Below are 24,484 nucleotides of genomic sequence, written 5' to 3'. Positions count from 1 at the left end.
TCCTAATAATTTTTTCAAAAGATTGCAAAATTTAAAAACCCGACAAAATACATCGGGTTTGCGTGGTTGTTTTAGTCGCAGTTAAGATAGTCTAGCAACGCTTCGGTTATCGGCATGCCGGTGAGATTTTCAATCCAAACCCATTGACTATTAGGGTTCATTTCAAAAAAAATGTACTGGCCGGACTGGTCAAACGCAAGATCAAAGGAGGCGAAGTGAATTCCGAAGGTGCTCATCACAGAGAGAATTTTCTCATTAATTGCGGGTGGTAATTCAATCTGAGTATGTGGCACATTCTTGAAATCATATTTTCTCCAGTCGATTTTAGTTTTCTCGCTCTTTTGGGACTCAATTTTGCAAGAGAAGATTTGATCACCTACGACCGTTGCCCTGATCTCGTAGAGTTTTTCGATACAGGTCTGGAAAACAACTGGCACACATTTCAATTCCGATAATCTAGCCAAATCCTTTTCTGTAACTTGGCTCGTATAGATCGCTTCAAACTCTTGCCGATCGGTATGGACTTTACCAAAACCACCAAGAGATTTGACAACAATCATGCCACCGTGCTTTTCATAAAATTGCTCCACTAGCACCCTGTCTGTTGTGACCAAGGTGTCAGGAACAGTCAATCCCACTCGTTTCGCACACTGAAGCTGAAGGAGTTTGTTGTAAGCGAATTTTAGCCGGTGCTCGGGATCCAACACCCGGCCATCCGGAAGTGAATTAATCCACCACTCAAACAATAGTCTCCATTCTTTTTCCGCGTACTCGTTTGCTTCTGGGTCAGGAAACCCCATTTTGATTGTGGGAATTCGCCTTTGCCACACCCTTTTAATCTCCCTGCTATCGATTTTGCCGGTGTTGGCATCAATAGCCCAGGAGCCGTTACCCATGATCGACACTGTTCCTTCTTTCGGCAAGGAGTCCAGATCAACCCTGTGAACTCCTATCCCGCGCATTTTTGCTTTTTCACAGACAAAATCTGCCGTTGGGTCGTAGGACTTGGTTAGAATAAGAATCATAAATCCTCAATTTTTGAATGTTCGGTTGACTTCAAAATTAGAGTAATATAGCATGGTAGACATGTCAAGGAAAAGATTGAGTAAAATTGTGGGTCTGTTCTTAGCTGGCCAACGAGATAGAAAAGCGAAACTTTTCGAAAAAGACTTCGCTCTTATGGTTAAGAGGGACAACTATCGACTGGCAGAAGCTAAGCGGATAGTTAAAAGTGGACAACTAAAGAATGGTAAGGAATTTTACTGCGCAGCTATGATATTTCACCATAGTGGCAAGCTCTCCGACACAAAAATTGCCTTGCGACTTGTCAATGGGAGTATGGAAAGGAATTATAAACCAGCGAAATGGCTTTTCGCTGCCGTCACAGACCGAATTCTCACCCAACAAGGATTAAAGCAGAAATTCGGGACTCAATTTCAGAGAAACATTAAGACCGGCAGGTGGAAGCTGTTTCCGATCGATCCAAAAACGACCGACTCGGAAAGGATTGAGTTTAATGTCCCAACCCTAAAGGAAATAAAAGCTAAACTGGTGAGACTTAATAAAAAAACACTTTGACTAGAAATCTGATCTGATCAAAGTGTGTGCTTGTTCCGTCAAAACTTACGGGTCCTCATCATATTCGGTTTCTCTTCCGCCGGAGCTTGTGGTGTAGTAGGTACCGCCACACGCCTGCGAGTTAGCGACCTCTTCTTTCAAGTCGACGCTAACCTTGAAACCGAACATGAAGGGTTGTTGGGCCTGGGAATCCATACAATCGCCTTTCATTTTGGGTTTTTTTGGAGCAAATCCGACACCTATCGGCTGTTCCCTTGTATTCTAGCTAAATTTTCTTAGTTTCGTCAAGTTCGACATAGAATTGTGAACCCTTCCCCTTCCCCTCCGACTCGGCCCAGATTTTGCCCTGATGGGCTTCGATGATGGCTTTGGCGAGATACAAACCGAGACCTGTGCCGCTAGTGTTGGTCAAGCTGGCATCTTGGGCGCGGCTAAATTTGGCAAAGAGTCTCGGCAGAGTATCTGGCGAAATTCCCACCCCCGTATCCTTGACGGCAAACTTGATTTTCTTGCCATGCTTAGTGACGGAGACTTTGACGGAGCCTTTAGGTGTGTATTTGACCGAATTGTCGATGATGTTGGCGATGACCTGCTTGAGTTTGACCTGGTCGCCGTTGATTGGGAATTTTTCCTCCTCCTTGGATTCAAAAGTAAAATTCAGGCCGGCTTTGTCGATATTCGGTTTTAATTCATTGACAATCTCTTTCACCAAATCTCGAAAATCAAAAATTTTAAAATCATATTTCATTCGGCCCTGCTCGATGCGCGAGACATCCAAGAAGTCACTAACCACGAGGACAAGTGATTCGGTCGATTTATAAATATAGTCGAGCGCCTCCTTCACCTTGGCCGAAATTCGGCCGTAATCTCCTTCCATAATGAGTGACGCGTAGCCCTTGATCGCGGTAAGCGGGCCGCGGATTTGATGGGTTGCCAGCGACACAAATTCACTTTTCAGCTGATCCAACTCCTTCAGCTTTTCATTCGCCACCGCCAAATTTTTGTTAACCCCTTCCAGGGCCTCATTCGACGCTTCAAGCTTAGCGGCCAATTGCTCGATTTGTTGGCGTTGCTCAACTTCGCGATACACACTTTTAATAAGTAAATAGCCGAAGATTCCGACAACGATGAAAAGACCCCCTTTGAGGACTGCTTCAGTAGCCGACTTGGATAGAACGGCTTGGACAAGTAGAATAATTTCGATGAAGAAAACTAAGAGCTCGGTGGCGATTGTTTTTGCGTCGAATAATTTAAACTTTAAAACTGAGTAGCCTAGCAAAAATGGAAAGGCGGCGACCAGAAAATTTCCATATGGCGGAAGAGGAATCCCGAACCAAAGTGGGAAATTTGTCAGACCGCCACCAAAACCAAGAATCGCTCCGATGAGTATGTAAAGAATCTGTCCCTTGCGATCGTTGTCAGCGGCAAGTCGATACGAGCGGATCAAAATATAAATTGTATAAAGAATTAAGCCGACATAAATATAAGAAAAATAAATGTCATACACCATTCCGGCATTTGGCCAGAAGGTAAAAATCGATTTACCTTCTAGGTTTGCAATAAAAAGTGGTGAATTTACAAAAAAGATAATGATTACGGCGATTGCGTAGACAATTTTTAGAACAACACAGTTATATGTCCTATTTTTAGTTAGCTGAATGACCCAATGAAAGAAAAAAATTGGGATAAACAATGATCCAACAGAGAGGGTGCGCACCCAAAAGAGGGCGGTTGTGTAGTCACTAGATAAAAGCCACTGCCAATAGCTGAAAGACCAGAGAGCTAGAGCTGCAGTCATCAAAAAGTATAACTGGTTCGAACGATCCTTCCAGTTTTTTAAAATAACAAGAACACCGAACGCGGTGGCGACAATCCCGTTGATTAAACCCGATATCGCAAATATCTCCATAATTATTTTCTTACAACACCTATTATATGAACTTTCAGGGGCTCTGTAAAAATGTCGGGTTCGGCGTTAAACCCGCTTTGCTTTAAAATCGTGCGAATATCTTCAGGCGTCTTGTAGTACATTTTGGGCCAGCCAGTCTTGTAGACAAAAGGCATTTCCGAATTCGGAAAAACATTGGCGACAATAAACATACCGCCAACTTTGAGGGCATTATAGATTTGTCCGATGACTTGGGTGCCTCGATCGTTTTGAAAGTAATCTAGCAAACCAACCATTTCAACTAGGTCGAATGATTCTGGGCTCACCAGTTTTGAGATATTACGAGCATCGTCATTAATCCACTCAAAACAGTGGCCGAGCTTTTGTTGCTCTGCAATCTTTTTACCCAGCTCGATAGCTCGAGCATCTTTATCAATATTGGTTACCTTAATTTGAACATTCGGGTGGTCTTGGAAGATTCGATTCAGAACGTGCATAATCGCTCGAGACGAACCGCCCCCAACATTTAGAATCCTAACGGGGTCAGTGTCTACACTTTTCTCGGAGATTATTTTCACAAGCTCCTTTTCAATCGCCAGCTCTACAATTTTTAACCGATTTCGAATCGCTTTTGGCTGAGAAATCACATGATGCCAGAAACTATCGGCCAGTCCTTGCCAAAATCCTCTTGAAAAAATACTCCGGCTGTGGCGGCTATACATGGCTTCGAGGGCATGAGTCGATCCTCCCCTCTCTACCACGGCCGAGGCATCCTTGCTAGATTTTTTCATCATTTTCTGGACTAAGGAGGCGGGTAGATTGTTCAATAAAGGAACAGTAAAAATCCTAATGACTTTTACGCCAAGACTATGTCTTTCCAGATTTTCGGTCGATAAGTATTTTTCCATATCAATCAATGATATCAAACCAGGCTCACGTGGTAAACGGATAACCTAAACGCTCAATTTGTCTTAGCGAGACTGTCCTTAAAGAATGATAGGTAATTTTTTGGATTGGCATAAATATCATGATGGTCGCCTTTAACCAAATGAAAGTCTATGTAGCTTAAATTTCTAAGGTCTCGCATCCCTTTAATTGGGAAAACCCAATCGTCAGAGCCGTGAATGATTACAGCCTTGAGACCGCTTCGGTATAGTTTTTCTAAAAGAACCAAAAGCTTGGTATGAGAAATGGCTCCGCCCTCAAGTAGGCCCATAATCGGGTTCTTAAGAAAATATTTTGCGGTTTCTTCAGCAGATCGCAACAATCGAACGCGGGCCGCCGGTTCTCTAGCGGCTCTAGCCACCCCCTCCAATAGGTTCAGAATAAAACGGCCAACTAGTTTAATGAATGTCTCTTCTCGCATCAGGCCACAGGGTCCAACTAGAATCATGTTCCGAAAAAGTTCCGGCCGGAGCGAAGCCGATATAATACAATTAATAGCTCCTTCAGAATGAGCAATCAGGCTGACTGCGTCCACTTTCTGCGCCTCCAGTATTTGCAGGATAGTCTCAGCTTTTTGTAATTCCAGATGAGGCAAATTGCCCTTTGTAATCAATTTCAGATCCTGCCTTGAATGTTCAACACATAAAACCCGAAATCCGGCCTCAAATAACACCCGGATGGTATCCTTAAAGGTATTCGGTGTCTCTCCCCAACCGGGTCCCAAAAAAATCGGCACCTCGACCGCTTGATTTGGGGCAACATCCACAAAGTAAATGTTTTTACCGCGGACAGTTACTGAAAATTTTTTCCGAAACTGCTCTTCGAAATTCATACTGCAAATTCAAAAATTCTGATTATAATTTCGCCATCTCCTCGGCTGTGACCTGAGTCCCCTCTTTAATCCCCAGCATTTCCTCAATCGCTCTTTGGCTTAGCATGGGGGTATTATATCAAATCCCTATCTTTCTGCCGAAAAATTTAGAAAGCTAATTTTTTTAATAATTTTTGTGCATCTTTTTCGGCTTGAGCAGTATATTCCTGTAGGCCTGAAATTCTTCTGATAATTTTGTGTTCGAGTAGATAGATAGAATCCAGTCGCGTTTTTTCAAGAAAATAACGATCATGAGAGACTAAAATAACCGTTCCTTCATACTTTTTAAGTAACTCTTCCAAAACTGCGGTGGCTTCAATGTCCAGATGATTTGTCGGCTCGTCTAGGATCAAGACATTTACAGAGAGTAGAGAGAATATTGTGAGCGAAAGTCGGGCACGGGCACCTGGGCTTAATTCTGAAATCTGACCTCGAATATTTCTCTCAGAGAAACCAATTTTTACTAAAGCGTTGTAAATCTCATTCTCGGCAAGTCCTGTCTTTTGCATTAAAAAGGTCATCACCATTTCGGTTCGTGGAAGATTGTTATGTTCCTGCATCATATTGCCGACACGAACTCCTGAACCAATGCTAGTCTGGCCACTTTTAGGCATAGTTTCTCCCGAAATAATTTTGAGCAAGGTCGATTTGCCCGAACCATTTTCTCCGACTAGGCCAATTCGTTTACCGTATCTAATCTCCAGAGAAACAGGGCCAACGGAAAAACCACTAGCATAGCGCGCCACCGCATCGACCAGATTGATATCCGCCTGTGCACCTGAATGTATAGCTTCTAGGTTGATATTGAGCGGGATTTTTTCTTCAATCTTTTCAATTTCTTCCATCTGTTCAATTCGCTTTTCCAACGTCTTAGCCCCCCGCCCTGATTTACCAGCTTGTTCCCGTTTGAAACCTCTTAAAAACTTATCGTTGTCCGTCCCCGTCCAGCGTGTGCCCTTAGCAGATTTTTCTTTTCTTTTTTTTGCCTCCAGCGTAAGTCGTTCAATTTCCTGTTGCTGAGATAGATATGATTCCTTTTGTCGCTTAATCAACTTTAATTTTCTTTCGAGGTAGGAACTATAACTGCCTTTTTCTGCGGTTATAGTATGTTTCGCCCAATCCAGCTCCAAAACTCTACTAGTCACGTTATCCAAGAAGCGTTTATCGTGGGAGACGACAATGTAAATTGCGTGGGATTTTTTAAGAAAATCCTCAAGCCAAATGAGAGAGGGTATGTCAAGATTATTGGTCGGTTCATCAAGCAGCAAAAGGTCAACGTCTTTAAGTAGCAATCCAGTAAGCGCAATTTTTGTTTTCTGCCCACTACTTAAACTTGAAAGCTCTCTGTCTAGAGAAATGTCACCCAAACCAAAACCTGCCAGTACCAGTTTCATTTGATGCTCAAAATTATATTCAGCCGCTTTGCTCCCAGCCTTATTTCCAAAGTCAGACACAAGATGAATATATGAGAGTATTGTCATCTCTTCGACAAAACTTACATCTTGAGGCAAATAACCAATTCGAATTTTGGCTGGGTATTTGATCGAGCCACCATCATAATCTTCTATGCCAGCAAGAATTTTGAGCAAAGTAGTTTTCCCTGTGCCGTTTGGTCCGACAAGCGCGACTTTCCATCTATCTTCCAGACAAAAAGATATCTCATTGAGAGCAACGAGTGTTCCGTAGCTTTTTGAAATATTTTTGACTTTAATCATCATTTTTATTTTTCCGATATCTATTTGAAAATATAAAGAGCACGTTTTTCGCGTGCCCTTTAGTATCCGTGTCGTCGTTCAGATGTCGAATTCACCGGCACGAACTCCTTGCAAAAACGCCTTCCATTCGGAGTGTGTAAATGCGAGGGTTGTTTTGGAAGGATCCTTTGTGTCGCGAACCGCCACCACATCGGGGGTGCGGGCCACGGCAACACAATTGATGATTCCTCCTGGCTGGCTGTAGCTCGATTTCACAAAAGAGCTGTCGGGGACTGGTCTGCTTATCATACTGATTTCCTCACCATTTGGGGTTTGACTGGTTGTTAGGAGTAACCGCATTTACGGTTCTCTGATGTTAAGTATAAGTACTCTATATATTACTGTCAACATGAGCAATATTGTTCCAACAACCAGCAAAAATTCTAAAACTGCTCTTCAAAATTCATGCGGAAAGTCAAAATTTTAATTAAAAGGCCATCTTCAAACTCTTGGCCATCTCCTCGGCCGTAATTCGAGTCCCCTCTTTAATACTCAACATCTTCTCAATCGCTCTTTGGCTTAGCATGAGGGTATATATCAAATTTTCAGACTCTTCCCCTTTTTTCTGAAACCGACCACGCAATTTTATAAATCACTTGGTTATACCGACCCTAACCGCGAATTAGTTTTTTATAATCGTCCCAACTGCCCATTTCCAAATCGGCGCGGCGTTTTTCTAGGTTTGCCTCGTCCTCGATTGGCAGGAACTGAACATCGTCGCCATTTTTCTTGTATTGCGTGCCGTAGAGCTGGGGGAGATTTTTTAAAATTCTCAGTCGGTCAATCAGATACCCCAAATCCTTTCGACGAATCTGCTCATTGTTTGCTTTTAAAAATATTTCAATTACCTTGCCCATAAAGCCGTGGTCGCAGGAGTGCTGTGTAATTAAAAAGGCGCTTAAGTAGGCCTTTTCTGAGGCCACGTTTCTAAACGGAAAACCATATTCAGCGATAATCTGCTTAAGTGTCTCTGTGCTTTCTTGGTTTATTTTTTCTAATTCTGGTCCAGACAACTTCCCTAGTCTAAATAGCTTAATAGATTGTTGGTCTGTATCGTAAAAATCTTCGATGATTTTCGTTTGCTTTTTTGGGTACATATCTATTCTACCATTCGCGCGAATTAGCCGAGTTTGCTGATTTCAAGCATGACACTCTGGGCGGCAGATTTAAAATATTCGGCGTTACCGTCTGGACTTGATGGTGATTGAATACCAGCGAAAACATCTGACTGATTCATCGCTTTTCCAAATGCAACCTTGACGTGGCGTCGGCGGAGTAGGAAATCTGAAAGGGAGATTTGGAAATGGCCACTGATGTGTACCGGCACAATCGGAATGTCGAGAGTGTGCGACAAAAAAGCCACTCCCCCGTGCCCTTCCTGCATTTGGCCGTCTTTAGTTTTTCGGCCTTCGGGGAAAATCAGTAAACTTTTACCATGGCCCAAAATCTTAATGTGGTCTTGGAGTGATTCGGCGTAGTTGTGTTTTCCCGAATGAAGCGCGTGCGAGCCCCAAATTTTGAAAAATAGTCCACCGTAGAATATTTGTCGCCAGCCGCTGTTCTGATAGAACTTCTGCTCTCGTGAGGTGTAAAACATCGGCATCAATCGTGATAGAAACGGTAAGCTGGCCGGCACGAGAATCGGATCAAGCTCACTTGAGTGATTGCAAGCAAAAATCAGGCCGTGGTTATTCGTGACAGACTTTAGATTTTCCACCCCGTCGATTTTGAGGTGCAGAAAAAAACGAAAAACTGGTCGAGTAATCGGCCAAATCAGAGTCTGTAATACCAAAGGTGAAATTAAAAAAAATCGATTCATTCTGAATAGGATGGGTATTTCGTGGCTGACTGTGCCAAAATTATACCAGATCCTGACTTTCTTGTCTTGTTTTTTCGGACGCGAGATTTTGTCTGCACCCAAAAATTCACCGCCACCTTATTATTCGCCTATTCGCGCGAATCAGAGATATATTTAATGACCGGATGAGTGCTGGCCAGACGGTAGAACATTTGCAGACTTCGCTGTTCCTTTTCAACAATATCAGCCGCGTATAGAACGCCCAGGTGCTTGGAGGTGGCCTTGAATGAGAGCTTGATTATGGTCGAAATGTCGCTCACACTCGCCTCTTTGTTTAGCGCTAAATATTTAATAATGGCGATGCGTCGTTTATTTGCCACAGCTTTTAAAATTTTTTCCAAATTATTCATTTTATTCTTTACTTCAATTTACATTTGCTCTCTGTTATCTACTCTCGACCCCCTCATCTATTCTACCATTCGCGCGAATAAGCCCATAGACAAAATGTGGATAGTGTGAGGGGGTAAGTAGTGAGTAGTGAGTAGTGAGTAGTGAGTAGTGAGTAGTGAGTAGTGAGTAGTGAGTAGTGAGTAGTGAGTAGTGAGTGGTGGGTGGTGAGTAGTGAGGCGCTTTTATTCCTTCTTGAGACTGTTTGCGATCTTTATAGCCTTGGACATGAGGTGACTGCCAACCGCTCCCCAGTCGAAGTATTTTTTATAGTCGGAAGGGTCGATAAGCTTGATTTCAGTGATGTCTCCGTCCGGGTCGGAGATGAAGTCGCCAAAAGGCTCAACGAGACAAACCGAACGGGTCTGTCTGACAATTTTTGTTGGCTCGAAGACATCTTGATAACCGATAAATTTCTGCTGTAAAACGCGCATATTCGTTTCCTCCTTGACCTCGCGAGTGACGGCTTCTTCAAAGGTTTCGCCTGGCTCGATGCCACCACCTGGTGGCGTCCAACTTCCCTTTTCTCCATTGTAGACCAGGACAAATTTGCCTTCGCAGAAACAGAAGGCGTGGACGCCTTGCACAATTCTACCTTCGAGCCTATTGGTCGGGTTGGCCTCGCGATAAATCACATCTAGAACCTGATTGGCCTGATTTGTGAAAGTCGATTTGATTTCCATGTTTTGATTATAGCAGATGATTAGTCCTCGAAAATTAAAAGCCGCCACTAGGTTTTAGGGCGGCGGGGCTTGGTGGAAATGGCCAAATTAGGCTACGGATGCCTCCTTGTCGGCGCTCGGCGAAAATTTCACCGTCTCGTCTTCCTGCAGGCTCAAATGCGGATCAGCTTCGATGGCCTCGATGCTAAACCACTGGTCGAGTGTTTTGCAATAGAACAAACGGCCATCACTGGTGACTTTCGGCTCGGTTGAGGTTGCACTCATAACGTCTGTCCTTTCTTGGTATGTTCCTCTACCGTAAAGTTTAGCGCTCGCACACAGTGTGTCAAGCTGATTTGGCAAATTAAAAACCCCGTGAATTGCTTCGCGGGGCTAGATGAACTGAGTGAACTAAGGCGCGATGATACCGAGCTTTTCTCGAACCAGCTCGAGGGTCGGCCGAATTATCTCACGGGCTTTTAAGCCACCGAAGTGCAGGACTTCACGGACGAATTCCCTCTTCCCCCCCAGTTCGCGGCGTTTGACGCGAACTGGTTCAAGAATTGAGTTCACCATTTTGGCGAGTTCAGCCTTGCACTCCTGGCAGGTTCGCGAACCGACCCTACATCCGTTTGCAACTTCTTGAAGCAAGGAGGACTCCTCCCCAAGAAGGACTTGGTAGACCGGATAGATTGAGGCACAATTTTCGGGAACACCGGAATCGTCGCGTTTGACCTTGTTCTTGTCGGTGACTCCGTGCTTGGCATACTTTTTCGCCACAACCTCAGCGGCGTCATCAATGAAGATGCAGGAACTTTCGTCTGACTTGGCCATTTTACCGCCACCGAGGCCCGGGATCTTAACCTTCTGCTCTCCGATTTCGGGAATCACGAAGGTCTGGCCGAAACGGCGGTTGAACTTCTTCGCCAAACGACGCGCCAATTCAACATTTGGAATCTGATCAGAACCAACCGGCACTAAGGTCGCCTTTGGACCCAGGATGTCGGCAGCCATGAGGACCGGGTAAGAGAGATGGCCCAGATTCATGTTGGCACCACCACGGAGCAGATCCTTGAGTGTCGGCAGAACTTCGAGTTCACCTTTGTCCTGAATCATCGAAAGATACAGGGCAAGCTCGGCAATTTCTGGAACACTGGACTGCGCGTAGATGATTGATCGCTCCGGATCGAGTCCTGCGGCGATGTAATTCATGGCGATTTCAACACTGTTGCCGGTAACGGTGGCGGCATCCTGACAGGTCGTCAGAGTGTGCCAATCGGCAATGAAATAGAGACACAGGTTGTCGCCTGTTGAATACTGGACGAACTGTCGGATTGCACCCAGGAAATTTCCCAGGTGAAGACGGTTGGTCGCCCGGATTCCAGAGAGTACCACTTGTCGAGATTTGCGGTCCATATCGATAAGCGATTGGACTGTTGTGTCGGTGACAAACTCTGTGTGGCAACTGTCGCAGATGAGAATCTTGAATTTTTCCGTGCCAGATGTTGCCTTGTGGCAGACCGGGCAGAGCATCAAGATTGAATTGCAGCCTGGACAGTGGCGGACAGAGGCACCAGGATCATTTTCGATGCCACACGTATTGACCTTACACTTTCCACAGTGGAAAGTGACAGATTTCATGGCTCGCACTTCCTGTTCGACTTTTAGCTCAGGAGACCCTTGTCTCCTGGACGCCAACAGTTCAGAACGGTCCAGATTTGGTGGGCAGAGAATTCGACGGATTTCACTAATTTCGGTAATCGGAACGGCTTTCGTTTTCATTTGTTATTGTCCTTTCCTGTCCGAACCTTATCATCTGGAAGACAAAAGTCAAGTTGACACCAAGAGTTGGATTCAAGTAAACTTAAACAAACTTATTTCGATCCTCGGCGAAATGTTTCCGAGGGCTGGGTCGAAATTTGCTGCCGACTGTAAGATAGTTGGTAGCGAAAGTGATTTCTGCGATAGTGGAAATCCGGACTCCCCCGTTATCAGGAATGCTGTTGTTTGCCTGAAGTGGCGTAAGACAGCGAAGTGGCAGAAAGGAATACCTTTTTGCAAATAAGGTGGCACCGCGGTAATCCGCCCTTAGTACATAATCATTGGATTGTGTTATAAGGGCGGATTCTTGCTTTTGGGCAAGAAACTGCCGCAATAGTTCCTTAAAATCTTCGTCAATCGAGGAGCAATTATGAAGACGCCAAGCGATTTTGTTTTGGCTGGTAGTGGAAAAGAAGTCAAGTTTCGAGGTTTCAGCGTAGGGGTGCTGGCAAAACCTAAACTAGCTTTCAGCAGAGCTCCAAAGGATTTCTCAGAGGCCCTGCTGGAAAAACTCTACCGAACTGGAATATCTAGTTTCGGCCGTCCTGAAAGCCGGGGCTTTTATGACGATGTGAAGGAGCATACGCAGGATGGAGACATGCTTGCCTTGGCCTATTCCGACACGGATGTGCTCGGGTTTGCCTCGGCCAATCTTCATTCAGAGCATGATCTCTTCTATCTGTTTGGGGTTTTGATTGGGAAACAACACAAGACTCGCGGTGTTGGTATTGCGACAGTTAAGACACTGTTCGCAGAGTCTGGACTTCGGAAGATTGGGTTTACCACCCAAAATCCCGTCATGTTCTGTTTTTTGCGGAAACTTTGCAAAAGGGTTTCCGCAAACCCGGCCAGTCCAATTGTTCCTGCCGAGTGGCGAAAATCTGCAAAGGTGCTCATGAGCGACCGAAACGGTAGCTTCAATGAGCAAACCTTCGTGTCACATGACCTCTACAGTCAGTGCCTGTACGATGAGATACCGAAGTCTGATGATGAGGAAGTTAACCGATGGTTTCAGACTTCCTTGCGGATTAGAGACGGCAAAACCCGTGACGGCTTTCTGTTTTTGGGCGAAGCCTGCTAATCCTAAATATTCAGGGTTCCTTTTACCACTTAGTTTAAGGAACCTTTTTTATACATATGAAAAAACTGACATCAATATTAATTAATGGTGGCACTCATGGCACAGAAAGCCTGGGCCAGAGAGTGATCGCTTCTTTAAAGGAACTCGACCTGTCAAAAGGTAGGGTTGATTTTATGATTGCCAACGAGCGAGCGGTTAAAGAAAGGAAGCGCTTTATCGAGTCTGACCTTAACCGGTCGTTTCCCGGAAGGAAGGATGGCACTTATGAGGAGCGCTTAGCTCATCAGTTGTTACCTAGGATAAAATCCTACGATGTTGTAATAGATGTTCACTCTACTGAAAGCGAGCTTAAATCCTGCGTGATTGTCACCAAACTTGATGCTGAGACAATGAAAGTTGTTAAGGCTACGAATGCAAAAAATGTTCTCTACATGAAGGCAACCGAAAAAAATGCCCTGATATCAAACGCGAGAATTGGGATTGGACTCGAATTTGGCAAAGACAGAAGCACTAAGACTTTTAAGGATACTCGAAATGCCATTCTTCTGATACTTCAGCATTTTAAAATTTTAGATCGATCTGGCCTAAATCCGGAGCAGAAGAAATTATTTCTCGAAGTCTATGCCACTGTCCCAAAACCGAGGGGCTTCCGTCTGACAAAAGGTGTTGAGAATTTGAAAGTTTTTAAAAAGGGCGAGGTCTATGGTTTTAATCCTTCGAACAAAACTGAGATTAAGGCCACACAGGATTTTTACCCAGTCCTATTTGGGGAAAAAAGGTACAAAGATATTTTCGGCTTTTCTGCAAAAAAATTAAATGACAACTAGGTAATTTGTAAAGTTGTCATGATTCCTAATTGTGATAACCTTGGCACAGAGTAGCTTCCTTGCAGCGGCGTCGGCTAATGGTAGGCCAGCGGTCTCCAAAACCGCCCGTAGGGGTTCAAGTCTCCTCGCCGCTGCCAATTTCAAACCCCGATGACAAGTCGGGGTTTTTTAATGCCTAGCGGAGTTTGGCCGACAATTCAGAGACAGTTTTGGAGCGGATTTGTTCGTGAATGTCGTTAATTTCTTTGCTGGTCAGGGTTCGCTCCGGAGAACGGTAGACAACTCGAAAAGTGTAGCTGATGTTGTCCTTGCCGAATTTTTTCTCATCATCATAGGTGTCGAGTAGTTTAACCTCTTCAATCAAATTGCCACCACAGTCGCGGACAATCTCGTAGTAGTTATTGAGGCCGACGCCTTTGCCAACAATGAAGGAGATGTCGCGAACGGCTTGCGGGTATTTGCTGACTTCCTTGAATTTCGAATCCAAACTGGTGAATTGGCGGGTAATTCTTTCGTCATCAGACCAAAGTACTCGGATATCATTGATACCCATTTTAATCATCGCTAAACGATCCAAGCCGAAGCCGAAGGCCCAGCCATTGTAAACTTTTGGGTCAACACCCAAGTTCTCGAGAACAATATCCCGGACCAGGCCCGCTCCAAGAATCTCCAGCCAATTGCCGTTCATCATGATGTCCATTTCGACACTCTGGTGCGTGTAAGGGAAATCATCCGGAATCACCTTCCACTCGACTTTCTCGCCGTAGAGACTTTTGGCGATATCGACCAGTACATCAACTAAATCTTTTTGGGTAATGGTTCGCTTCTCGCGTTTGCACAAATAAAGGCCGTCGATTTGGTGGAAGGCCGGAAAATGGTTGCGGTCAATTTCGTCCTTGCGATAAACCTTACCAAAACAAAGCGCCCCCGCTTCCCCGTCGTTGTTGAGTTTTTTGACGATTGAAGGTTCGCGGAGATAAAAGGGCCAGACATCGGTCATCTGGGTCCGCAAGACCATATCCGGCGAGGCGTAATAGGTGTCACTTTCGCGTCGGCTCGGGTGATCCTTGGGCGTATTTAGGACATCAAAGTTGTTCTTAACGCTGATAATTTGGGGAATTGAGACAATATCGAAATCCTTGAAGCGCGGCAAAGCAACAACCTTGTCGACAATAAATCGGATTGGTGAGTTTGTCTTTAGCGTCAGGTCTGGTAATTTTAAAAGATTTTGAATTCTAATACCTTTAAAATCCGTTCGCTTGTGAATTTCGGCGAGTAATTTAGCCTCGGTTTCGTTTTTAATTTCCAGATGGGTCCTCATATTTTTAGCTTAAATTGATTTTGGAATCATATCAGCGCGGAAGCATTTCGGCAATCCTGGCCATCAAGTATTGGCTACCGGCTTGAAAATCTTTGACCGTAGGGTGTTGTTGCGGTACCAGGGCGGAGGCTTGAATCGGATCGCCATAAGTGATGACTATCCGGCGCTTGAATAGTAGCAGGTCGCGCAGGCTGAGCTTGTAAAGACCGTGAATCGCAATCGGCACTACCGGCTTTCGGTAGGTATGGGCGAGAAAGGCCACGCCACCGTGGGCAAAGTCAATTTCCCCATTCACAGTTCGCTTGCCCTCGGGGAAAATTGCCACACTACGACCGGCTTTCAAGAGCGAATCAAAATCCTGCAAGGAATAGGCGTAGTCACGATGACCGGAATAGGCCGGATAGGAACCGAGCAGTCTAAAAAGCAGGCCACCGTAAAATATTTTCCGCCAGCCGGATTTGGTGTAAAACTCTTTCGGTCGCGAGACATAATAGAGTGGGGCTAAGGGTCCGAAAAATGGCAGGCCGATGCGCAACAAAGGAACATCAAGCTCGCTCACATGATTGGCGGCAAAAATGGCGCCACTGGAAAGAGCGCGGACTTTTTCCGTCCCGCGAAACTCTATTTTGGCGAAAATCTTAAAAAACAGCCAGGCCAAAGCGCAGATAATCGGCTGGAGGATTTGTGGTATTAGTCTCGGGACCCAATATTTTCGGTTCTTCATAAATGTAAAAACGGGTCGCCCCGTATCACCATTATAGCGCTTTCGGGTTGCTTTTTCATACCAGAGTGATAAATTTAGAAAAGAACAAGAGGTCGGGATAGGACAACCAAAGGAAGTTGCGTGCAAGTTAACCTAAAGTTTGACAATAGCTTTTCAGCTAAGAGTCTGGCTGGCACAGCGATACCGCTTGGGTCGGCAAGTAGTGGTCTGGGGTCGCCGCCGATCGAGCGTTTCAAGGGAAGGGCCAATTGCCAGGATCCCAAGTGTCAGCATCCTGAAGTAATCTTATCTACCTACAATACCACCACGGTATTTGAAGGAAAAAATGAGATTCGAGTCTGTTTCGCCTGTCAAAAGAGACGACATGCCGAATTGTTGGCTACGGCCGCGCTTCTCTCTGCTCCGGTAAGTCAGGTTGAGCTCATGGCTGCCGCCAGAAAGGTTGCGCAAATGGTCGGGCATCATTCGATTACCGGACGCAAGACCAAAAGTCTTTCCTGATAACGCAGAAACTCGCGAGTCTCGCGAGTTTTTAATTTCTGCTATTTGATGTTGATGACCTTGTAGCTCACAACACCGGCCGGTGTCTTGAAGGTAAATGTTTCGTCAACTTTTTTACCCATCAAGGCGAGCCCGAGCGGTGAGAGATTGGACAGCTTGCCGGCGGCCATGTTGGCCTCTTCGGAGCCGACAATCTGGTACTTATATTCAGTCTTCTCTTTGCCTTTGTGGACAACCACAGTAGAACCAACCTCAACCTTTTCGCTGTGGTGAGATCCGACAATCGAAGCGGTCTTGAGCATATTTTCTAGATAGCCGATACGGTCTTCAATCTGGGCCTGAAGCTCTCTGGCTTCCTGGTATTCGGCGTTTTCTGACAAATCGCCCAAGGATTTGGCCGCTTCCAGGCTTTCTGCCACCTCCTTTCGCTTCACAGTTTTGAGGCTTTCTAGCTCGATTTTTAGCTCGTTAAATTTGTCTTGAGTTAGGTAAGATTTTTCTTTATCCATAAAAAATTGGGTTAAAAGTTGAGCCATTATACAGAAATCAGGGCCAAAGTCAAATGACTTGGTCTCACAACTTTAGGGGTTTTGGACCCACTAAGCCCTTGTACTCTACTCAAGATACTCGGGGGCATTTTGGTATAACCAGTCTAGAAATTGACGCATTACATAGGCGGCGCCGACCAGATTGGCGACTGGTCCCTTTTCCATAATTACCGCGAAGGCGTAATGTGGATCTCGATATGGGAAAAAGCCAGTCACCCAGGAGTTGACGAAACTTTTAGTGGTGCCGAGTTCGGCTGTACCGGTTTTACCGGCGACTTCGACTTGCAGAACATTCAGAGCCTGGGTCGTGCCCATGAGCACGGCCTGTCGCATCCCCTCTCGCACCACGGCATAATGTTTTTCGTCAATCGGAATTTGCAGAAATTGAGCCGGAGTTTCCGACCTGATAATTTGCGGGTCAAAAAGTTTTCCGCCGTTCGCTACTGCACCAATGGCGCGCACGATTTGAAGCGGTGTCACTTGAAAACCGTATTGACCGATAGCGGTGTTGTAGGTGTCGCCGACTCGCCAAGTTTTATCCTCAAAGTTGTCAGCTTTCCACTCCGGGTTGGGAATCGTGCCGGCCGTCCCGTTGAACATCTCGCCCGGCACATCACTACCCAGACCAAACAAGCTGACATACTTATCGATTCGGGAGATTCCCAAGCCGGGCTGACTCTCAAATCCGCCGCCAATTTCGTAAAAATAAACATCCGACGAAACAGCCAGGGCCTGTCTCATATCAACCCAGCCGTGGGCGCGCCAATCTCGAAAAGTTGATTTTTTGGTCGGGTCATACTGGTTTGGAATTGAGATTGAGCCGGTACTCAAGATTTTTGTGCTCGGGTCTATCACATTTTCTTGGAGGGCCCCGAGAGCGACAAATGGTTTGACGATTGAGCCAGGGGTGTAAAGTCCGGCGATAGTCCGAAAAAGAAATGGGGTGCGTTTGTCATTAACCAAGGTGGCGATTTTCGCCGAATCGTCTCCATCAGTAAGTACCTGCGATTGGTACTCCGGATAGGTTGTAAGCACGACGAGCTCTCCGGTTTTAACATCCATGATTACGCCGGCCCCGCCGGTAAATTTTGACGAATTCGCTAATTCCTTGATGAACTTAAACATGGCCGATTGCAATCCGGAGTCGATTGAGAGAGTCAGACTCTCGCCGTCTTTAGGAGGACGCAGGACACTCTCGGACTGGATTTTATTCAAGGCATCTGTCTCGGTGATTTTGAGGCCGTTCTGACCACCAAGCTTATCGTTGTAGGTCTTTTCCAGCCCATCGAGACCGATGAAGTCTTCGCGATAGTAGAAGCCAGCACTATCCTTAGAAGGATATTTGACATAACCCAACAGGTTGCCCACGCCATCAATCGGCGCGTAGCGACGGAGGGAAAACTGGGTTTCCTTGGCGCTTGGAATATTCCAGGCCAAGAGATTTTTATTGCGGTCGGAGATAATTCCCCGCTCGGCAAATACCAGAGTGTGGCGCAAGCGATTGGCCTCGCTCTTGGCTTCGTAAAGCGCACCCTCGGCGATTTGTAGGTGCCAAATACGGGCACCGAACAAAGCTCCCACTAGGAGCAAAAAAATGCCGGCCGAAATCACTGAAATTTTGGAGATGGCTTTTTCCAGCCGACCTTCGAATTGGTAAACATCAAAGGCCGGCAAATTGGCGCCGTCAAGCAGAATTTCGTCCGGGTCGATTTCGCCACCCCTTCTCATCCCTCGTCGCACAAATATTCTTTTAATTTTAGCAAACCACATTGTTTTCAATTATCACCCAATCAACGATTGTAGACAATCAGCCGAGTTTTAATGATCGTGGCCAGCAACAGAACCGAAGCCGAAAGCAAAAGGCCGGCAAAACTTCTAAAAATTTCTCCCGAGATGTGTCCTGGCCCGTAAAGCAGATCGAAGCAGAATCCCAGAATAATGATTTCGTAAAAGTCTTTAAAAACAAAAACTGCGACCAAACCGAGAGCAAATGTCAGCCACCACGGCGTGAGAAGCAACGCCAAAAGAAGCAAAACGCCGGAGACCACTCTCGTTAATATTGGTCGAGTTGTCATCTGATTTAGTTAACAGTAACCCAGTCTAACTCGGAGACATTGACCGGATTTTTAAAGTAGATAGTCTGAAAAGAGTCGGTTGGCTTGAGTAAGACATCCTCAACTACGGCGAAGGCGTGGGAGTCAATTTCAGGAATTACAATCGCATCGCCAGATTTAACCTCGACTTCTCGGGGCAATTTGGCTTCAAAATTTCCACCACCTCGACCAATAGCCGTGGTGATAACTCCGCTGTCGCCAATCAGAGCGTCGGCGCTTTTACCTGGAAAGGAAAATAGTGTGGCGCGAGCCGTGTTTGTGAAAACCTCGGTTATTTGGGCGATAGCCACACTGCCAAGCGCAACAACCCTATCACCTATTTTAATACCATTTTCTTCACCCCGATCAATTAAAATTGTGTCGAAAGGCGTCTGGTTGGGACCACTGATCACCCGTGTCAGAATTTCGGATCGGTTGATTTCTTTCCGACCCAGTAAATTTTTCAATTCAAGATTCTCTGCGGAAATCCGATTAAACTCCAGAAGTTTAGCGTCCAGACCTTGAATTTGCTGTCTTAGGCCGGCAGTTTCAATAATCAGGGACTGCTTTGCCTGAATTAGACTGCTGTCCACGAGGAAGCCCCGCCAAGCAGCAGTTTTAAAATCCCAGAATGGCCGGGCCAAATCTATGGCCAAATTTCGGATCGGTGCCAGACTACCGAACCAGCCTAGAAGGAGGACGACTACTAGAATCGAAACTAATCGGGCAAAAATCGGCCGGCTTCGTCTAGAGCTACTTCTTAGGTGGTAGGTCATCTTCGTTTTCAATAAGTACTTCCTGGTATTGGGGCAAATTTTCCAAAATCACGCCGGCCCCGCGCGCAATCGCCGTTAGAGGATCGTCAGAAACGAAAACCGGGATTTTCAAATAGTCAGAAAGTAGGCGATCAAGGCCACGGATTAGTGCCCCGCCGCCGACCAAGTGGATACCGCGTTGCATGACATCGGCCAAAATTTCCGGCGGAGTGGTTTCCAAAACTTCCTTTGATGATTCGAGCAAGTTGTCAATTGATTGAGCCATGGCCTCCCTAATGTCCGAATCGGTGACGATTACCTCGCGAGGTAGTCCGGTCACCAAATCTCGGCCACGGATCGTAGCTTCAGTCGGGCGTTCACCGGAAATCACCGCACCAATTTTAATTTTCACCTCCTCAGCAGTTTTTTCACCAATCAAAATTTTAAACTCGCTTCTGATGTAAGCGATAATATCATTATTCAATCGGTCGCCGGCCACGCGCAAATTTTTCGAGCGCACAATCCCGCCGAGTGAAATCACCGCGATATCCGAAGTACCTCCGCCGATGTCGATTACCATATTGCCGACCGGTTCCATTACCGGCAGTTTAATGCCGATTGCGCCGGCCATCGGCTCCTCAACAATCAAAACTTCCCTGGCGCCGGCGTTTTTGGTGGCGTCACGCACAGCGCGAGTCTCGACATTGGTGACACCGGACGGCACGCCGACTACCACGCGCGGGCCAAAAAATTTCTTTTTCCCACCTTGGGCTTTATTCAAAAGGTAGAGAATCATTTCCTCGGTCACTTCGAAATCGGAAATGACCCCGTCAACGAGCGGGCGTACCGCCACGATGTGGGCCGGTGTGCGGCCGAGCATTTGTTTGGCCTCACTACCGACGGCGACCACGCGTCCGGTTTTTTGGTTGATAGCGACTACCGACGGCTCGTTGATGACGATGCCTTCCCCACTCACATAAACCAAAGTATTAGCCGTGCCCAAGTCGATACCGATATCCTGGGAAAACATCTCGCCAAATTTATTTATAATTCTTTTCATAAAATGTAATACCAATCCACGAATTTTATCCCAATCTACGAATAACTAATAGGAGAAAAACTTCCCATTCGGATATTAGTTGATGGGAATCAAATTCGCAGATTGGTATTTTAGACCTGGCTTAAAATGTGCTCCTCTGCCACAATTCGGACTGCCCCACCCTTGCGCTCTTTGACTTCCACGCCACCAGCCTTCAAGGATTTATCACTCACGACTACTCGAAGCGGGAGACCCAGCAAATCGGCTTCGGCAAACTTTTCGCCGGCGCGCAATTCTCGGTCATCGAACAAAACTTCCGTGCCACTTTTGAGTAGAGCCTCATAAATTTTCTCCGCCTTTTCCTTAATCTCCGGCTTGCCACCGTCAACTGAAATCAGGTGAATTTGGAAGGGTGCCACCGCTTTTGGCCAGATGATGCCATTTTCATCGGAATTAATCTCAACAATGGTACCCATGACTCGGCCTGGGCCGATGCCGTAGGAGCCCATAATCACCGGTTTCTTAACGCCGGCCTGATCAAGATACACCAAATCCAAGGCTTTGGAAAACCTATCGCCAAGACTGAAAATATTGCCGACTTCAACCGCTTTTTTGACTTCGAGTTTGTCGCTTTTACAGTTCGGACAGGTTGGCTGATCTTTAATAATTTCCTCGTTGACGGCGATGCGGCAGGAATTACAAACATAAATATTATCTTCACCGGCTGAGGTCAGAGTTTGGAATTCGTGGGAATATTTGCTAAAACTTCCTCCGGAAGCAAAAGTCACATAGGTCTGATCACCCAAGCCGACTTTTTGGAAAATTCGACTGTAAGCGCCCTTAACCCTTTCATAAAATTCATTGTGCTCTTTTTCGTCTTTAGAAAAAGAATACAAATCCTTCATCAAAAATTCTCGACCACGCAAAATGCCACTCTTGGCGCGGGCTTCATTTCTAAATTTGGTTTGGAATTGGTAGGCTGAGAGTGGTAAATCCCGAAAAGAGCTGATGTGATTTTTCATCAAGGCCGTCAGTGGTTCCTCGTGAGTAAAACCTAAGCCTAATTCAGTGCCACTTTTTAATTTAGTTTTAAACCAGTTATCAACTTTATCGTCGCTCCAGCGGTCAGTCTTTTCCCAAACAGTTTTTTCTTGTAGCGCCGTCAAAAAAAGTTCCTGGGCGCCCAAGCCGTTCATCTCCTCGCGGATGATCCCAACAATTTTGTTTAAAGTCCTTAAGCCCAAAGGCAAATAAGAATAGGCACCGGCCATTTCTTTATTGATAAAACCGGCTCGAATCAAAAGTTCGGCGTTCTTGGCCACCTCATCTTTTGGAGCCTCTTTGCGTGATTTAGTGAAAAGTTGTGACTGGCGCATTTTGTTGGTTCATAGTTCAAAAATTTAGTGCCAGCGACTCTGACTTCAAAACTTTCAAACCTCTAAACTTAGGATTTGTCCCAATATAGTACCGCAAAAATGGCTTTAAAACGATGTTGACAACTCTAATTTAATCTGTATTGTTAGAAATAGAACCGTTGGGATCTGGCACTGCTACTTCCCCTAAAAAATCAAATCAGACTGAAATTATGAACCTTCTCGATCAACTAAGCCTAGACATCGCAAATTTGGATGGTGCAGGCATCTTCTGGTTAATGTCCCCGGTCTTCTGCGGCCTGTGTGTACTTTTTGGTGGAATTATTTTGCTACGCCAAGTGCGCAAGAAAGCAACCCTTTACTCGGTCTTCTCTCACGGCCGGAGTCGGCGGGTGATGTTCTTTGCAACTGTTTTGTCACTGTCCATTCTCTCGATGGTGTTGGTCCTCCTCGGAACATTGCCGCCTGTCCTGTTGTCAGAGTTTCGATTCGAAACAGTCAAACCCATGACAATGCTTGAGAACCGGGAAGGCCATGTTTTGAGGATTTTCCGACACGGTGAGTTTGTTCGCCGTTCGGATTTGAAGCTCTGGACCGGCCAGGGCTATCACCTGACCGACTATCACGAACAGACGGTGGAGGTCGCCATGGTGGTTCGACCAGTCACCGAAAATCCCAAGGTCCAGCAAATCTCTTACCAAATCGTTTACAGCGAAGGTGGCAGTCCGCGGGCCAAGGTCCAGGCGACGGCCTTCAAGCGCAAAATGGGAGCGGAAAGGCACCTGGGCAGCATCGCCGACTGTGTCCGGTTTCATCTTTACAACTTCCAGTTCCAAAACAGCAAGGAGCTCGCGAAGTTTAGCAATCCGATGGATTACGAACAGCAGATTGCCTTCGAGAAAATGGTTCGCGCCTATCTCGAGCCGAAATTGGCCGAGGGCTGGGTTCGAATCAGGTCGGTTCAGTTTCAGTTGGAGTGAGGACCTATTTGAATCAATTGCCCACGTTTTGCAGTGCAAAACGTGGGCTTTTTAATGGTTTTTCAGGGCTTGACTTTATCCCCTTTTGGGTGTATAGTCCGATGCAGAAACGGTAAACATCAAAAACCAAAAAATTGAAAGGTGGCCTTATGACAGACTTCACTTCCATCCTCTGTAGCACTACCCACTTCTGTCTCTTCCTCTGGTTAGGGTTGGTCCCTGCCGTCGGCTTTGGCGTCGGCCTGATTTGCCGACGCTTTCCGAAGAGGTTCGATTTCGGTGATCAATTGGAGTTTGGAGCCGTTGCGGCCCTTGTCGCGCTTATCCTCGGAGGAGTGGTGGTCGGAACATTTCATGACGGAAATATCACGGGTGTGGCGCGACAGATCGTCCTTATCAACCCGCACACCTTACTGGTGAGCCGTAGTGGGGCTGTGGTCTATCGCGTGTTCAAGCACGAAGAGGCTATCAGTCGTGATTCGTATGAGACGATACTCAATAACGGACTTCGATTGGTCAGTTACAACACACACCCTGCCATGACGGAAATGAATGTTGTGCCGATAACCTCGAACCCAAAAGTTCGGAGTATCCTGTACGAAACAAGGTTCACATATGGTGGCACGCTGGCAGAGATGGCAAGTCTCTTGAGCTTCACGGCGACGGCCAGCGAAAAGTACGGCTTCGAAACGAAGTCCGAGGACGAAATCGTGAAAAAGTACTTGGCGATGCTGTTGTATGATTTCCAAGATCAGCACAGCAAAGAAATGGCCGAGTTCACGAACCCGCTCCGGCAGGAGCAACAGAAACGGTTCGAGGAGCTGGTCATGAACTATCTTCGGCCCCGCCTCGACGGCGCGCCGATTCGGCTCACCAGTGTCCGGTTTCGATTCCCGGACACGAAGTGAAGAGTGAAGAGAACGCAAGAGAAATCGAAAACCACCCGCGAAATCGGGTGGTTTTTTAATTACTTCAGCAATTCCTCGATTTTTTGCAGAGCGACTTGCTCATCCTCAATATCATCATGAGTATGATTGACGAAAGGCAGGGCTAGTTCCTGGTTCTCGTGCAGAATTTGCATCAGCCTCTTGGCATTTTTCTTGCGCCAATCCGAGATTGCCTTATCTGAAGTCTCCCCGGCAAATTTGATTGCTAATTGCTTCTCCAATTCTTGTAGCATACCGATCCTGTCTTCAACAGCCGAGAGGGCGTCGCCCTCGGATTCCTGGTAGCGTTTAAGGAAATCTGGATCGTCCCTTAGTATTTGGAAGAAACCCTCGCGATATTCGGGAGAGCAACAATCAACCCAAATTTCAAAATTGGCGCTGGCGCCACCTGGGTGATCTTTTAGCATTCGCTTCATCAATTTCATTTGCACGCCATTGTAAAGTCGCAAATCGGCCAACAACTTTTCGGCTTGTGCACTCTTATCGAATTTTATCTCTTCTGGATTCGGATTCATACCTATACTTTACACT

Annotated in this window: 28 protein-coding genes and 1 tRNA gene; 7 read left to right on the top strand and 22 right to left on the bottom strand. The window is 46.1% G+C overall.

Annotated elements, in window-relative coordinates; all coding sequences use genetic code 11:
• Window positions 1-71 precede the first annotated feature (71 nt).
• Window positions 72-1,025, bottom strand: a complete 954-nt coding sequence (locus WCT25_00680) for a hypothetical protein (GenBank protein MFA6535927.1) — start codon at window positions 1,023-1,025, stop codon at window positions 72-74.
• A 52-nt stretch (window positions 1,026-1,077) separates the two neighbouring features.
• On the opposite strand from WCT25_00680, the gene WCT25_00675 reads away from it, so the two are divergent.
• Complete coding sequence (locus WCT25_00675) at window positions 1,078-1,578, top strand: hypothetical protein (protein MFA6535926.1); 501 nt, start codon at window positions 1,078-1,080, stop codon at window positions 1,576-1,578.
• Between the two features lie 45 nt (window positions 1,579-1,623).
• On the opposite strand, the gene WCT25_00670 is transcribed toward WCT25_00675, so the two are convergent.
• The 12 genes from WCT25_00670 to trpS all read right to left on the bottom strand — a co-directional run bounded on the left by WCT25_00670 (window position 1,624) and on the right by trpS (window position 11,725).
• Window positions 1,624-1,773, bottom strand: coding sequence for a hypothetical protein (locus WCT25_00670; protein MFA6535925.1), 150 nt, complete (start codon window positions 1,771-1,773; stop codon window positions 1,624-1,626).
• A gap of 70 nt (window positions 1,774-1,843) precedes the next feature.
• Window positions 1,844-3,487, bottom strand: a complete 1,644-nt coding sequence (locus WCT25_00665; protein MFA6535924.1) for an ATP-binding protein — start codon at window positions 3,485-3,487, stop codon at window positions 1,844-1,846.
• Window positions 3,488-3,489: 2 nt separating this feature from the next.
• Window positions 3,490-4,374, bottom strand: a complete 885-nt coding sequence (locus tag WCT25_00660) for a class I SAM-dependent methyltransferase (protein MFA6535923.1) — start codon at window positions 4,372-4,374, stop codon at window positions 3,490-3,492.
• 53 nt (window positions 4,375-4,427) lie between these two features.
• Window positions 4,428-5,243, bottom strand: a complete 816-nt coding sequence (locus WCT25_00655) for a hypothetical protein (GenBank protein ID MFA6535922.1) — start codon at window positions 5,241-5,243, stop codon at window positions 4,428-4,430.
• Window positions 5,244-5,389: 146 nt separating this feature from the next.
• The gene (locus tag WCT25_00650) at window positions 5,390-6,997 is read right to left on the bottom strand and encodes an ABC-F family ATP-binding cassette domain-containing protein (GenBank protein MFA6535921.1); all 1,608 of its coding nucleotides are present in this window, start codon (window positions 6,995-6,997) and stop codon (window positions 5,390-5,392) included.
• Window positions 6,998-7,075: 78 nt separating this feature from the next.
• Window positions 7,076-7,336 carry a DUF397 domain-containing protein gene (locus tag WCT25_00645; protein MFA6535920.1) on the bottom strand — a complete coding sequence of 87 codons (261 nt, stop codon included), beginning with the start codon at window positions 7,334-7,336 and terminating at the stop codon, window positions 7,076-7,078.
• A gap of 311 nt (window positions 7,337-7,647) precedes the next feature.
• Window positions 7,648-8,133, bottom strand: a complete 486-nt coding sequence (locus tag WCT25_00640) for a DUF6624 domain-containing protein (protein ID MFA6535919.1) — start codon at window positions 8,131-8,133, stop codon at window positions 7,648-7,650.
• A 23-nt stretch (window positions 8,134-8,156) separates the two neighbouring features.
• Window positions 8,157-8,753, bottom strand: coding sequence for a lysophospholipid acyltransferase family protein (locus WCT25_00635; protein ID MFA6535918.1), 597 nt, complete (start codon window positions 8,751-8,753; stop codon window positions 8,157-8,159).
• 230 nt (window positions 8,754-8,983) lie between these two features.
• Window positions 8,984-9,244 (bottom strand): metalloregulator ArsR/SmtB family transcription factor, encoded by a 261-nt coding sequence (locus WCT25_00630; protein ID MFA6535917.1) that lies wholly within the window; start codon window positions 9,242-9,244, stop codon window positions 8,984-8,986.
• Window positions 9,245-9,466: 222 nt separating this feature from the next.
• Window positions 9,467-9,964, bottom strand: a complete 498-nt coding sequence (locus tag WCT25_00625) for an NUDIX hydrolase (GenBank protein MFA6535916.1) — start codon at window positions 9,962-9,964, stop codon at window positions 9,467-9,469.
• A gap of 87 nt (window positions 9,965-10,051) precedes the next feature.
• Window positions 10,052-10,228, bottom strand: coding sequence for a hypothetical protein (locus WCT25_00620; protein ID MFA6535915.1), 177 nt, complete (start codon window positions 10,226-10,228; stop codon window positions 10,052-10,054).
• A 126-nt stretch (window positions 10,229-10,354) separates the two neighbouring features.
• The gene (trpS, locus tag WCT25_00615) at window positions 10,355-11,725 is read right to left on the bottom strand and encodes a tryptophan--tRNA ligase (protein ID MFA6535914.1); all 1,371 of its coding nucleotides are present in this window, start codon (window positions 11,723-11,725) and stop codon (window positions 10,355-10,357) included.
• Window positions 11,726-12,134: 409 nt separating this feature from the next.
• On the opposite strand from trpS, the gene WCT25_00610 reads away from it, so the two are divergent.
• From WCT25_00610 to WCT25_00600, 3 genes are all read left to right on the top strand, one after another.
• On the top strand, window positions 12,135-12,845 hold the full coding sequence (locus tag WCT25_00610; GenBank protein MFA6535913.1) for a hypothetical protein: 711 nt from the start codon (window positions 12,135-12,137) through the stop codon (window positions 12,843-12,845).
• Window positions 12,846-12,901: 56 nt separating this feature from the next.
• On the top strand, window positions 12,902-13,672 hold the full coding sequence (locus WCT25_00605; protein MFA6535912.1) for a succinylglutamate desuccinylase/aspartoacylase family protein: 771 nt from the start codon (window positions 12,902-12,904) through the stop codon (window positions 13,670-13,672).
• Between the two features lie 63 nt (window positions 13,673-13,735).
• Window positions 13,736-13,809: transfer RNA gene (locus tag WCT25_00600), tRNA-Trp, on the top strand.
• 38 nt (window positions 13,810-13,847) lie between these two features.
• On the opposite strand, the gene WCT25_00595 is transcribed toward WCT25_00600, so the two are convergent.
• Both WCT25_00595 and WCT25_00590 read right to left on the bottom strand, forming a co-directional pair.
• Complete coding sequence (locus tag WCT25_00595) at window positions 13,848-14,993, bottom strand: hypothetical protein (GenBank protein MFA6535911.1); 1,146 nt, start codon at window positions 14,991-14,993, stop codon at window positions 13,848-13,850.
• Between the two features lie 31 nt (window positions 14,994-15,024).
• Window positions 15,025-15,717 carry a lysophospholipid acyltransferase family protein gene (locus WCT25_00590; GenBank protein MFA6535910.1) on the bottom strand — a complete coding sequence of 231 codons (693 nt, stop codon included), beginning with the start codon at window positions 15,715-15,717 and terminating at the stop codon, window positions 15,025-15,027.
• Between the two features lie 120 nt (window positions 15,718-15,837).
• Between WCT25_00590 and WCT25_00585 the strand changes: the two genes are divergently transcribed.
• Window positions 15,838-16,218: a hypothetical protein gene (locus tag WCT25_00585; GenBank protein MFA6535909.1), complete on the top strand. Its 381-nt coding sequence runs from the start codon at window positions 15,838-15,840 to the stop codon at window positions 16,216-16,218.
• A gap of 41 nt (window positions 16,219-16,259) precedes the next feature.
• Here the strand turns inward: WCT25_00585 and greA are convergent, their stop codons facing one another.
• From greA to WCT25_00555, 6 genes are all read right to left on the bottom strand, one after another.
• A complete protein-coding gene (gene greA, locus WCT25_00580) occupies window positions 16,260-16,727 on the bottom strand; it encodes a transcription elongation factor GreA (GenBank protein MFA6535908.1) in 468 nt (155 codons plus the stop codon).
• Window positions 16,728-16,832: 105 nt separating this feature from the next.
• Window positions 16,833-18,536 (bottom strand): penicillin-binding transpeptidase domain-containing protein, encoded by a 1,704-nt coding sequence (locus WCT25_00575; protein MFA6535907.1) that lies wholly within the window; start codon window positions 18,534-18,536, stop codon window positions 16,833-16,835.
• Window positions 18,537-18,556: 20 nt separating this feature from the next.
• Window positions 18,557-18,841, bottom strand: coding sequence for a hypothetical protein (locus WCT25_00570; protein ID MFA6535906.1), 285 nt, complete (start codon window positions 18,839-18,841; stop codon window positions 18,557-18,559).
• Window positions 18,842-18,846: 5 nt separating this feature from the next.
• Window positions 18,847-19,635: a rod shape-determining protein MreC gene (gene mreC, locus WCT25_00565; protein ID MFA6535905.1), complete on the bottom strand. Its 789-nt coding sequence runs from the start codon at window positions 19,633-19,635 to the stop codon at window positions 18,847-18,849.
• Window positions 19,613-20,674 (bottom strand): rod shape-determining protein, encoded by a 1,062-nt coding sequence (locus tag WCT25_00560; protein ID MFA6535904.1) that lies wholly within the window; start codon window positions 20,672-20,674, stop codon window positions 19,613-19,615. Before WCT25_00560 ends, mreC begins: the two co-directional genes overlap by 23 nt.
• 110 nt (window positions 20,675-20,784) lie before the next feature.
• A complete protein-coding gene (locus WCT25_00555; GenBank protein ID MFA6535903.1) occupies window positions 20,785-22,029 on the bottom strand; it encodes an aminoacyl--tRNA ligase-related protein in 1,245 nt (414 codons plus the stop codon).
• Window positions 22,030-22,238: 209 nt separating this feature from the next.
• Here WCT25_00555 and WCT25_00550 point away from each other — a divergent pair, with 209 nt between their 5' ends.
• Both WCT25_00550 and WCT25_00545 read left to right on the top strand, forming a co-directional pair.
• The gene (locus WCT25_00550; GenBank protein MFA6535902.1) at window positions 22,239-23,006 is read left to right on the top strand and encodes a hypothetical protein; all 768 of its coding nucleotides are present in this window, start codon (window positions 22,239-22,241) and stop codon (window positions 23,004-23,006) included.
• A gap of 149 nt (window positions 23,007-23,155) precedes the next feature.
• Complete coding sequence (locus WCT25_00545; GenBank protein ID MFA6535901.1) at window positions 23,156-23,914, top strand: hypothetical protein; 759 nt, start codon at window positions 23,156-23,158, stop codon at window positions 23,912-23,914.
• A gap of 59 nt (window positions 23,915-23,973) precedes the next feature.
• On the opposite strand, the gene WCT25_00540 is transcribed toward WCT25_00545, so the two are convergent.
• The gene (locus WCT25_00540) at window positions 23,974-24,468 is read right to left on the bottom strand and encodes a hypothetical protein (GenBank protein MFA6535900.1); all 495 of its coding nucleotides are present in this window, start codon (window positions 24,466-24,468) and stop codon (window positions 23,974-23,976) included.
• Window positions 24,469-24,484: the final 16 nt, after the last annotated feature.

The organism is Candidatus Paceibacterota bacterium (assembly GCA_041666545.1).
Taxonomy (GTDB): domain Bacteria; phylum Patescibacteriota; class Minisyncoccia; order Phycocordibacterales; family JBAYGS01; genus JBAYGS01.
The sequence above is the reverse complement of the archived record's forward strand: the minus strand, read 5'-3'. Positions and strand labels throughout refer to the sequence as shown.

Coding starts and splice junctions, on each gene's coding strand:
- mreC (MFA6535905.1), bottom strand. CDS start 19,635: ATGACCTACCACCTAAGAAGTAGCTCTAGACGAAGCCGGCCGATTTTT.
- WCT25_00575 (MFA6535907.1), bottom strand. CDS start 18,536: ATGTGGTTTGCTAAAATTAAAAGAATATTTGTGCGACGAGGGATGAGA.
- WCT25_00640 (MFA6535919.1), bottom strand. CDS start 8,133: ATGTACCCAAAAAAGCAAACGAAAATCATCGAAGATTTTTACGATACA.
- WCT25_00670 (MFA6535925.1), bottom strand. CDS start 1,773: ATGGATTCCCAGGCCCAACAACCCTTCATGTTCGGTTTCAAGGTTAGC.
- WCT25_00570 (MFA6535906.1), bottom strand. CDS start 18,841: ATGACAACTCGACCAATATTAACGAGAGTGGTCTCCGGCGTTTTGCTT.
- WCT25_00665 (MFA6535924.1), bottom strand. CDS start 3,487: ATGGAGATATTTGCGATATCGGGTTTAATCAACGGGATTGTCGCCACC.
- WCT25_00680 (MFA6535927.1), bottom strand. CDS start 1,025: ATGATTCTTATTCTAACCAAGTCCTACGACCCAACGGCAGATTTTGTC.
- WCT25_00660 (MFA6535923.1), bottom strand. CDS start 4,374: ATGGAAAAATACTTATCGACCGAAAATCTGGAAAGACATAGTCTTGGC.
- greA (MFA6535908.1), bottom strand. CDS start 16,727: ATGGATAAAGAAAAATCTTACCTAACTCAAGACAAATTTAACGAGCTA.
- WCT25_00630 (MFA6535917.1), bottom strand. CDS start 9,244: ATGAATAATTTGGAAAAAATTTTAAAAGCTGTGGCAAATAAACGACGC.
- WCT25_00545 (MFA6535901.1), top strand. CDS start 23,156: ATGACAGACTTCACTTCCATCCTCTGTAGCACTACCCACTTCTGTCTC.
- WCT25_00595 (MFA6535911.1), bottom strand. CDS start 14,993: ATGAGGACCCATCTGGAAATTAAAAACGAAACCGAGGCTAAATTACTC.
- WCT25_00590 (MFA6535910.1), bottom strand. CDS start 15,717: ATGAAGAACCGAAAATATTGGGTCCCGAGACTAATACCACAAATCCTC.
- WCT25_00650 (MFA6535921.1), bottom strand. CDS start 6,997: ATGATTAAAGTCAAAAATATTTCAAAAAGCTACGGAACACTCGTTGCT.
- WCT25_00560 (MFA6535904.1), bottom strand. CDS start 20,674: ATGAAAAGAATTATAAATAAATTTGGCGAGATGTTTTCCCAGGATATC.
- WCT25_00550 (MFA6535902.1), top strand. CDS start 22,239: ATGAACCTTCTCGATCAACTAAGCCTAGACATCGCAAATTTGGATGGT.
- WCT25_00610 (MFA6535913.1), top strand. CDS start 12,135: ATGAAGACGCCAAGCGATTTTGTTTTGGCTGGTAGTGGAAAAGAAGTC.
- WCT25_00620 (MFA6535915.1), bottom strand. CDS start 10,228: ATGAGTGCAACCTCAACCGAGCCGAAAGTCACCAGTGATGGCCGTTTG.
- WCT25_00625 (MFA6535916.1), bottom strand. CDS start 9,964: ATGGAAATCAAATCGACTTTCACAAATCAGGCCAATCAGGTTCTAGAT.
- WCT25_00645 (MFA6535920.1), bottom strand. CDS start 7,336: ATGCGGTTACTCCTAACAACCAGTCAAACCCCAAATGGTGAGGAAATC.
- WCT25_00655 (MFA6535922.1), bottom strand. CDS start 5,243: ATGAATTTCGAAGAGCAGTTTCGGAAAAAATTTTCAGTAACTGTCCGC.
- WCT25_00675 (MFA6535926.1), top strand. CDS start 1,078: ATGGTAGACATGTCAAGGAAAAGATTGAGTAAAATTGTGGGTCTGTTC.
- WCT25_00540 (MFA6535900.1), bottom strand. CDS start 24,468: ATGAATCCGAATCCAGAAGAGATAAAATTCGATAAGAGTGCACAAGCC.
- trpS (MFA6535914.1), bottom strand. CDS start 11,725: ATGAAAACGAAAGCCGTTCCGATTACCGAAATTAGTGAAATCCGTCGA.
- WCT25_00555 (MFA6535903.1), bottom strand. CDS start 22,029: ATGCGCCAGTCACAACTTTTCACTAAATCACGCAAAGAGGCTCCAAAA.
- WCT25_00605 (MFA6535912.1), top strand. CDS start 12,902: ATGAAAAAACTGACATCAATATTAATTAATGGTGGCACTCATGGCACA.